Below are 8344 nucleotides of genomic sequence, written 5' to 3' on the forward strand. Positions count from 1 at the left end.
GTCACTTCTCCTCAGCGATCACGCGGGCGGGCCGGCGGCGGCCGACGAACGACAGCGCGAACAGCAGCACGAACACGAACATCAGGGACGCCGCGGCCAGCGCGACCGTGACCCCGGAGCTGATCTGGGCCACGTTGTTCATCACGACCTGCAGGTTGTCGTAGTTGAGCAGCGACGCCACGGTGAACTCACCGAGCACCAGGGCCACCGACAGCAGGGCGGCGTTGAGCACGGCCGAGAGCATGTTCGGCATGATCACGCGCGCCATCACGGTGAACCAGCCGGCGCCCAGGCTGCGTGCGGCCTCGGCCAGCGTGCGCACGTCGATCGACGACAGACCCGCGTCCAGCGAGCGGTACATGTACGGCATCACCAGGATGACGTAGGCGAAAGCCAGCACCACGGGCGAGCTGTCGAACTGGGCGGGGGTGAAGTAGGCGATCCACAGGTAGATCGGGGCCCAGCCGACCACCAGCACCAGGGCCGGGATGGTCAGCGGCAGCAGGCACAGGAACTCCACCACCCGATGGAGTTTCGGCAGCCGCAACCGCACCCAGACCATGGTCGGCAGCAGCAGGGCCAGGGCCACCACCGAGGTGATCAGGGCCAGCAGCACCGAGTCACGCAGCGCGGTGCGAATCTCGGGGTCCTGGCCGATGTAGCGCCAGTACTCCAGCGTGCGCGGCCCGGTCAGGTCGTTGCTGCGCGTGCTGAACTCGATCAGCGCGAGCAGCGGGACGGCGAAGAACAGGGCGAACAGCACGAGCAGCACGGCCCGGCCGATCCGGAAGCGCAGGGCCGAACGCGCCCGCGCACCCTGGTTCTTCGGTGGAGCTGTGGTCAGTTCGGTCGTCACCGCAGCCATCGGGCGGACCTCCGCTGCATCCAGGAGTAGAGCGCCATGGCCACGGCGACCACGACCACCATGCCGAGAGCCAGCGCGTTGGCCACGTTCTCCCGGCCGAGCACGGTCTCACTGGTGATGGCCGCGCGGATCTGCAGCGGGATGATCACGCCACCCTGGCTGATCAGAGCCGCGGCGGTGGCGTAGGCGGCGAACGCGTTGGCGAACAGCAGCAGGAACGCGCCCAGGAAGGGCGGGGTCAGCAGCGGCACCGCGACGTGCCGCCAGTAGGCCCAGCTGTTGCCGCCGAGACTCTCGGTGGCCTCCCGCCACTGCGGTTTCACACCGTCCAGCGCGGGCAGGAAGACCAGCACCATCAGCGGGATCTGAAAGTACAGGTACACCACGATCAGGCCGGACATCTGGTAGAGCCAGCCGCCGGAGGCGCCGATCCCGATGTTCTGCAGCAGCAGGGTGATCAGGCCCTGGTTGCCCACGCTCACGATGAACGCGAAAGCCAGGGTCACACCGCCGAACTGGGCCAGCACCCCGGCGGCCGCGGTGGCCACGCGCCGGACGAAACCGTCGGCCGGGCCACTCACCAGCAGGTAGGCCAGCAGCGCGCCGAGCACGGCGCCGATCAGGGCGGTGACGAACGACAGCTCGATGCTGCGCCAGAAGGCGGTCAGCACGTAGCTCTCGGACAGGGCCCGGACATTGTCCAGGGTCGGCCGCCCGTCGGGGTCGGCGAACGCCTGGACCACCACCAGCACGGTGGGCAGGAGCAGGAAGAGCCCGATGTAGGCCAGGAACGGCACCACACCGAGCCAGCTGAGCGGGACCCGCCGCCCGGTCCGCGAGGACCGGGCGGCGGGTTCACCGTCGACAGGCGTGGACGTCACGACGTCAGCCGATCGCCTTGGCCCAGTTTTTGGTCAGGTACTCGGTGGCCTTCGTGGTCTGCTCCGTGCTCAGGAACACCGCGTCGCCCTTGGCCTCGGGCAGCTTCTCCGCGGCGTCCCTGTCGATGGTGCCGGCCGTGGTCATGGCCTCCATCCGCACCGGACGGGCACCGCCACCGAGGTAGAGGTTCTGGCCCTCGTCGGAGTAGAGGAACTCCTGCCACAGTCGCGCGGCGGCCGGGTGCGGGGCGTCCTTGTTGACGGCCTGGTTGTAGTAGCTGCCCAGCAGGATGCCCTCGGGGATCACGGTCTTCCAGGTCGGGACCTCCTTGACCTGGGCGGCGTTCAGGTAGTCCCAGTCGAACACGACCGGCGTCTCACCGCTCTTGATCGTGGTGTCGCTGGCCTGGACCGGCACGAAGTTGCCGGCCTTCTTCAGCTCGGTGAAGAAGTCGGCGCCCTTGCTGATGTCGTCGGCCGAGCCACCGTTGCCGAGCGAGGCGAACGCGACACCGGCGAACGCGGCACCGGCCTGCGTCGGGTCACCGTTCAGCGCGACCGAGTTCTTGAAGTCCTTGCCGAGCAGGTCCTTCAGCGCGGAGACGTCGTTGAACTTGGACGAGTCATAGCCGATCGACATGTAGCCGCCGTAGTCGTTGACCCACAGGCCGGTCGACTCCTTCTGGCTGTCCGGGATGTCGGCCCAGGTCGCGACCTTGTAGGGCGCGTACAGGGCGGTGTTGGCCAGGGTGACCGCGCCGCCCATGTCCAGGACGTCGGGGGCCGAGCTGCGGCCCTTCTCGTCCTTGACCGAGTTGATCTCCTCCTGGCTGGAACCACCCGGGTTGTCAGTGGTGATCTTGATGCCGTACTTCTTGGTGAAGGCAGCCTTGATCGCGCCGTAGTTCGCCCAGTTGTCCGGCAGTGCGACGACGTTCAGCTGGCCTTCCTTCTTGGCCGACGCGACCAGGGCGTCCAGGCCCCCGAACTCCTCCGCGGAGGTCGCCGAGGCGGCGCTGACGCCGTTGGCGCCGGTCGCGCTGTCGTCCTTCTTGTCCGGCGGGGCACAGGCCGCCAGACCCACGATCGCGCCCATCGCCACCGTCGCACTGACACCGCGCATGACCTTCTTCAAGACTGCTGCCTCCTCAGGCACATTGCCCCCGCATCGTTGAACGTTGCACACGTTGACACGTCGATGCGTCGACAACCGGGGGCCCGGAGCGGCCGATGGCTGACCGGATGGCAAACGGACGAGGAATCCCCCGTCATCATCCGGACAAGCCAGGGCAACACCCCGAGACCAATTCGTTACTTACCGCAATTCAGTTGCCGCTCAATCATCTTCATATCACTCCAAGTAGGCGAGCAGGAGCCCCGGCAAGCTTCGAGCAGGTTTCCGGCTGCCACGAGTGAACAGCGACGGCGTGGGCCGGGCCGGGCGCCTCCAGCTGCGCCACGTCGTGGCCCGTCCGCTGCGGCGCGATCCCGGCCACCCACGCCGGTGCCACCTGAGCCCGGAGACGGTGGATCTGGTGAGGGTCGACGCCGTCGGTGCCCAGCCGCCGCAGGCTGTTGTCGATCCCGGCCAGGATCGCCTTGCGCGAGAGCCCACCGCCGTTGAGCGGTCGCTCATCGGGTAGAAGACCTTGGCCGCCAGCACGATCTCGTCGCGGCGGGCGCGGTCGGGCCAGGGCCGGCGCGGGGGGACGAAGAACGTGATCCCCGCCTTGACGAAGGGACGGCTCTCCTCCTCACCGAGGGTCCAGGGGTGGGTGCCACGCTCCGGCACCCCGTAACCCCGGCACAGCCGGGAGACATCCAGACCCGTCGAGCCGGGCTTCACGTCATCCACGCCCGCCACCATGGCTCGACGCGGTGTTACGAATTGGGGCAGTCTCGGTGACATGACGGGTCAGCCGCACAAGGCTCCAGCAATGGACGAGGAACCTCTCCGGCTCTCCACGCCGGCCGGGCGGTGGGTCCTGACCGCAGCGGTTCTGGGCAGCGCGGTGGTCAGTCTCGACGCCACGGTGGTCAACGTGGCGCTGCCCACGATCGGCCGTGACCTGGACGCCGACGTGGCCGGGATGCGGTGGACCGTCAACGGCTACGCACTCACCCTGGCCTCCCTGATCCTGCTCGGCGGATCGCTGGGCGACCGCTTCGGCCGGCGGCGGGTGTTCATCATCGGGGTGGCCTGGTTCGGTGTCGCGTCGCTGATGTGCGGCCTCGCCCCGAATCTGGAGACGCTCGTGCTGGCCCGAGCCCTCCAGGGGGTCGGCGGTGCGCTGCTGACACCCGGCAGCCTGGCGATGATCTCGTCGTCGTTCCATCCCGCCGACCGGGCCCGGGCGATCGGGGCGTGGTCGGGCCTGGGCGGGGTGTCCGCCGCGCTCGGCCCGCTGCTCGGCGGGGCCCTGCTCGAGCAGTCCTGGCGCCTGGTCTTCCTGATCAACCTGCCGCTCACGGTTTTCGTGATCGGGCTGGCCCTGCGGCACGTACCGGAGTCGCTCGACCCGACCGCACCCCGCCGCCCCGACCTCGCCGGATCCGTCACCGGCGCCATCGGTCTGGGCGGCATCACCTACGCCCTGATCGCGGCCGGCGGCTCCTCCACCACGGTGGTGCTGGTGGCCGCGCTGATCGGCATTATGGGACTGGTCGCGTTCGTCCTCACCGAGCGCCGCAGCAACCACCCTCTGATCCCGCTCGACATCTTCACCTCGAAGCAGTTCACCGCCGCGAACCTGGTCACCTTCGCCCTCTATGCCGCGATCTCCGGCACGTTCTTCCTGCTCGCGATCGTGCTGCAGGTGGTGACCGGCCTCAGCCCCCTGCAGGCGGGCGCCGCCACCCTGCCGCTGACCGCGATCATGCTCACCCTGTCGTCCCGCACCGGAGCCCTGGCCGCCCGCATCGGCCCCCGCCGCCCGATGACGTTCGGCCCCCTGATCATGGCCGGCGGACTCCTGCTGATGCTCCGGATCGGTTCCACCGCCGGCTATCTCACCGACGTACTGCCCGCCGTGATCGTTTTCGGGCTGGGCCTGAGCCTGACCGTGGCCCCTCTCACCGCCGCCGTGCTGGCCGCCGCCGAGGACCGGCACGCCGGTGTCGCCTCCGGGGTGAACAACGCCGTCGCCCGCACCGCCGGCCTGCTCTCGGTGGCCGTCCTGCCGCTGGCGATGGGCCTGTCCGGGGACGACTTCAACCGCCCCGGCCCACTGGCCCACGGTTTCCACACCGCCGTGATCGGCGGCGCCGTGCTGGTGGCCGTGAGTGCGCTGATCGCCTGGTTCGGCGTCAGCGACCACATCCTCGACGACACCGCCGCGGTGACCGCCTCGTCCGTTCGTGAGACCCCCGAGCCCTATCACTGTGCGCTCACGGAACCCCCGGCCACACCGACCGTCCAGCCCAATAGTCACACTGGGTGACCTAACGGACACGTGTCAAAATCTTGTCAAAATGTTGCGCCGTCACGGAACCGGCCTCAGAGTCGCGTGCGTGCCCAACCCCGACCGTCCCTCCGCCGATACGCGAAGCCCTTCCCTGGCCCGGACCGCGCTGACCATCGGCGCGCTCGGGGTCGTCTACGGCGACATCGGCACCAGCCCGATCTACACGATCCAGACGATCTTCAACCCGGACGACCCGCACCCGGTCCCGGCCACCGCGGACAACATCCTGGGCGTCATCTCGCTGATCATCTGGTCGGTGACCCTCATCGTCACGCTGGAGTACGTCCTCTTCGTACTGCGGGCCGACAACAACGGCGAGGGCGGGATCCTCTCGCTGATCACCCTGATCCGGCGCCGGGCGGTGCCGGGCAGCCTGCGCACCAAGGCACTCCTGGCCGGGCTGGGCATCTTCGGCGCCTCGCTGTTCTTCGGCGACAGCATGATCACCCCGGCCATCTCGGTGCTGTCGGCGGTCGAGGGCCTGGAGATCGTCAAACCCTCCCTGGCCAACCTGACCGTGCCGATCACCGCGGTGATCATCGTGGCGCTCTTCACCGCGCAGAAGTTCGGCACCGCCAAGGTCGGCCGGCTGTTCGGGCCGGTGATGATCATCTGGTTCACCACTCTCGGGGTGGCCGGCATCCACGGGATCACCCAGAACCCGGAGGTGCTGAAGGCGCTCTCCCCGACCTACGCGGTCGCCTTCCTGTTCGGGCACTTCGAGATCGCGTTCTTCGCGCTGGCCGCGGTGGTGCTGGCGATCACCGGGGCCGAGGCGCTGTACGCCGACCTGGGCCATTTCGGCCGCGCCGCGATCACCCGGGCCTGGCTGATCCTGGTCTTCCCGGCCTGCATGCTCAGCTACCTGGGCCAGGGCGCGCTGGTGATCCAGGACCCCGTCGCCAACCTCAGCAGCCCGTTCTTCCTGCTGGTACCGGACTGGGGCCGCCTGCCCCTGGTGCTGCTGGCCACCGCCGCCACCGTCATCGCCTCCCAGGCCGTGATCACCGGCGCCTTCTCGGTGACCCATCAGGCCATCCAGCTCGGCTACCTGCCCCGGCTGAGGATCACCCACACCTCGGACCAGGCGATCGGCCAGATCTACGTGCCGTGGATCAACTGGGCCCTGATGGTCTCGGTGCTGACCCTGGTCTTCGCCTTCCAGAGCTCGCAGAAGCTGGCGTACGCCTTCGGGATGGCGGTCACCGGCACCATCACGATCACCACCATCCTGTTCTTCTACGTCGCCCAGCACCGCTGGCGCGCCCCGAGCTGGCTGGTGTTCGTCCTCGCCGGGGTCTTCCTGACCGTCGACGTGCTCTTCCTGGCCGCCAACCTGACCAAGCTGGTGCACGGCGCCTGGCTGCCTCTGCTGATCGCCATCACCGTGTTCACCGTGATGACGACCTGGCAGCGCGGACGCGCCCAGGTCACCAGCCGGCGTGAGCAGGAGGAGGGCTCCCTGCGGGAGTTCGTGGACAGCTTGCACACCCGACTGCCGGAGACGGTGCGAGTGCCGGGCACCGCGGTCTTCCTGAACCGCAGCAAGGAGACGACGCCCCTGGCCATGCGGGCCAACGTCGAGCACAACCACGTACTGCACCAGCACGCGGTGATCATCTCGATCGAGACCCGGCCGGTGCCGTACGTGCCCGCCTCCGAACGGGTGGTTCTCGACGAGCTCGGGTACGCCGACGACGGCATCACCCATGTGACCGCCTCGTTCGGCTACATGGACGAACCGAACGTCCCCGCCGCCCTGGCCCTGATCTGCGGAACCGCCCCGGAACTACCGGTCTCGCTGGGCGACGCCTCCTACTTCCTGTCGACCATCGACCTGGAGGTCGGCGACTCCCCGGGGATGACCCTCTGGCGCAAACGGCTGTTCCTGGCCACCGCCGGGATCACCGCCGACGCCGCCGACTACTTCCGCCTCCCCCGCGACCAGACGGTGATCATCGGATCGCGGATCGATGTCTAGCTCTTCAGCACAGAACCGGTCTCCAGCAAGGTCTTGAGACCGGCCAGCACCGAGGGCCAGCCCTGCTGGACCATTTCCACCATGGTGCTGCCCGGCTCACCGGTGTGCACCAGGATCAGCTTGACCACCCCGCCGTCCTGCGGCTCGATCGTGAAAGTCGCCGTGGTCCGGGGATCTCCGGCCAGCTTCAGCCGCTGCTCCTCGTTCCAGCCCATCTTCTCGACGAGCTCCGGCGTCAGGCCGTGCCAGGTGTAGGCCAGACGTTCGTAGGGTGAGGACTCCACCACCACCTGCTCCGGATCGGCCACCTCGAGCCCCTGGAAGTTCCAGACGATCGGGCTGCCCTTCTTCCAGTCGGAGTGGAACTCCACTCCCCAGTACTGTTTCGTGAAATCCGGCTCGGTGATCGCCCGCCAGACCTGCTCCGGTGTCGAGCGGATGTACGTGACGTAGACGAACTCACTGCTCTCAGCCATGTTCTGCCCCTCCAGAGCCTGCTTGAGACCGGCCAGGACCTGCGCCCGGCCCCGGTCGTACTTCGACATCCACCGGTCGGCAATGGCATTGATCGGCTCGGCATTCAGGTGGTGCAGCAGCTCACGCCCCCGCCGCACGGTGGTGACCACGTTCGCCGCCTCGAGCACCGCCAGGTGTTTGCTCACCGACTGCCGGGACATGCCCAGCCCCGCGCAGAGCTGCTTGAGGCTCTGCCCGTTCTCCTCGGTCAGGCGGTCGAGCAGCGCCCGCCGGGTCGGGTCGGCCAGCGCCCGGAACACTTCGTCGTCCATCGCTCCCCTTCAACCATAGGCAGCCTAGAGGTTGCCCATCAAAACAGGCAACCCTTCGGTTGCCCGTTTTCGGGGAAGGCGTGGGAGGGAAGGACGAAGCACCCGGTGACGCTCGCGTGACACCGACTCAGGTGACCGACACGCATCGCCGTGACCGGCGTCCTCACGCTCTGATCTCTTTTGGTGGAAGAGCGCTACTCGCCGGACAGTCCCGACTCCTCGACCGCCGGCTCGCTGGTCACGCACGGGGTGGGCGTGGGACTCGGCGTGGTGGTGGGAGTGGGAGTGGGCGTGGGGGTGGCGGTGCCTGTCGGTGTGGGTGGGGTCGTGCAGCTGTCGGTGGGAGTGGGGGACAGATCGGGAGA

The 8344-nt window shown here is 68.4% G+C and carries 7 protein-coding genes and 1 pseudogene; 3 read left to right on the plus strand and 5 right to left on the minus strand.

Translation table 11 applies throughout. The annotated features are described in order from the left end of the window. Position 1: 1 nt before the first annotated feature. From LR393_RS30475 to LR393_RS30490, 4 genes and pseudogenes are all read right to left on the minus strand, one after another. Complete coding sequence (locus LR393_RS30475; RefSeq protein ID WP_231488580.1) at positions 2 to 865, minus strand: ABC transporter permease; 864 nt, start codon at positions 863 to 865, stop codon at positions 2 to 4. Further along, positions 853 to 1746, minus strand: coding sequence for an ABC transporter permease (locus LR393_RS36770; protein ID WP_231488582.1), 894 nt, complete (start codon positions 1744 to 1746; stop codon positions 853 to 855). Before LR393_RS36770 ends, LR393_RS30475 begins: the two co-directional genes overlap by 13 nt. Positions 1747 to 1750: 4 nt before the next feature. After that, complete coding sequence (locus tag LR393_RS30485) at positions 1751 to 2869, minus strand: ABC transporter substrate-binding protein (protein WP_345718851.1); 1119 nt, start codon at positions 2867 to 2869, stop codon at positions 1751 to 1753. Positions 2870 to 3269: 400 nt separating this feature from the next. Then, positions 3270 to 3613, minus strand: a pseudogene (locus tag LR393_RS30490) (aldo/keto reductase); the annotation flags it as partial. 70 nt (positions 3614 to 3683) lie between these two features. Between LR393_RS30490 and LR393_RS30495 the strand changes: the two are divergent. Both LR393_RS30495 and LR393_RS30500 read left to right on the plus strand, forming a co-directional pair. Further along, the gene (locus LR393_RS30495; RefSeq protein ID WP_231488587.1) at positions 3684 to 5186 is read left to right on the plus strand and encodes an MFS transporter; all 1503 of its coding nucleotides are present in this window, start codon (positions 3684 to 3686) and stop codon (positions 5184 to 5186) included. A 70-nt stretch (positions 5187 to 5256) separates the two neighbouring features. Then, the gene (locus LR393_RS30500) at positions 5257 to 7191 is read left to right on the plus strand and encodes a potassium transporter Kup (protein ID WP_231488588.1); all 1935 of its coding nucleotides are present in this window, start codon (positions 5257 to 5259) and stop codon (positions 7189 to 7191) included. On the opposite strand, the gene LR393_RS30505 is transcribed toward LR393_RS30500, so the two are convergent. Further along, entirely contained in the window at positions 7188 to 7979 is a 792-nt protein-coding gene (locus LR393_RS30505; RefSeq protein ID WP_231488590.1) for an ArsR/SmtB family transcription factor, read from the minus strand. The two genes, LR393_RS30500 and LR393_RS30505, sit on opposite strands and share 4 nt — an antisense overlap. Positions 7980 to 8162: 183 nt before the next feature. Between LR393_RS30505 and LR393_RS30510 the strand changes: the two genes are divergently transcribed. Next, a partial coding sequence (locus LR393_RS30510) for a hypothetical protein (protein WP_231488592.1) occupies positions 8163 to 8344 on the plus strand: 182 nt, incomplete at its 3' end.

Source organism: Kineosporia mesophila (assembly GCF_021129235.1).
GTDB classification, from domain to species: Bacteria; Actinomycetota; Actinomycetes; order Actinomycetales; family Kineosporiaceae; genus Kineosporia; species Kineosporia mesophila.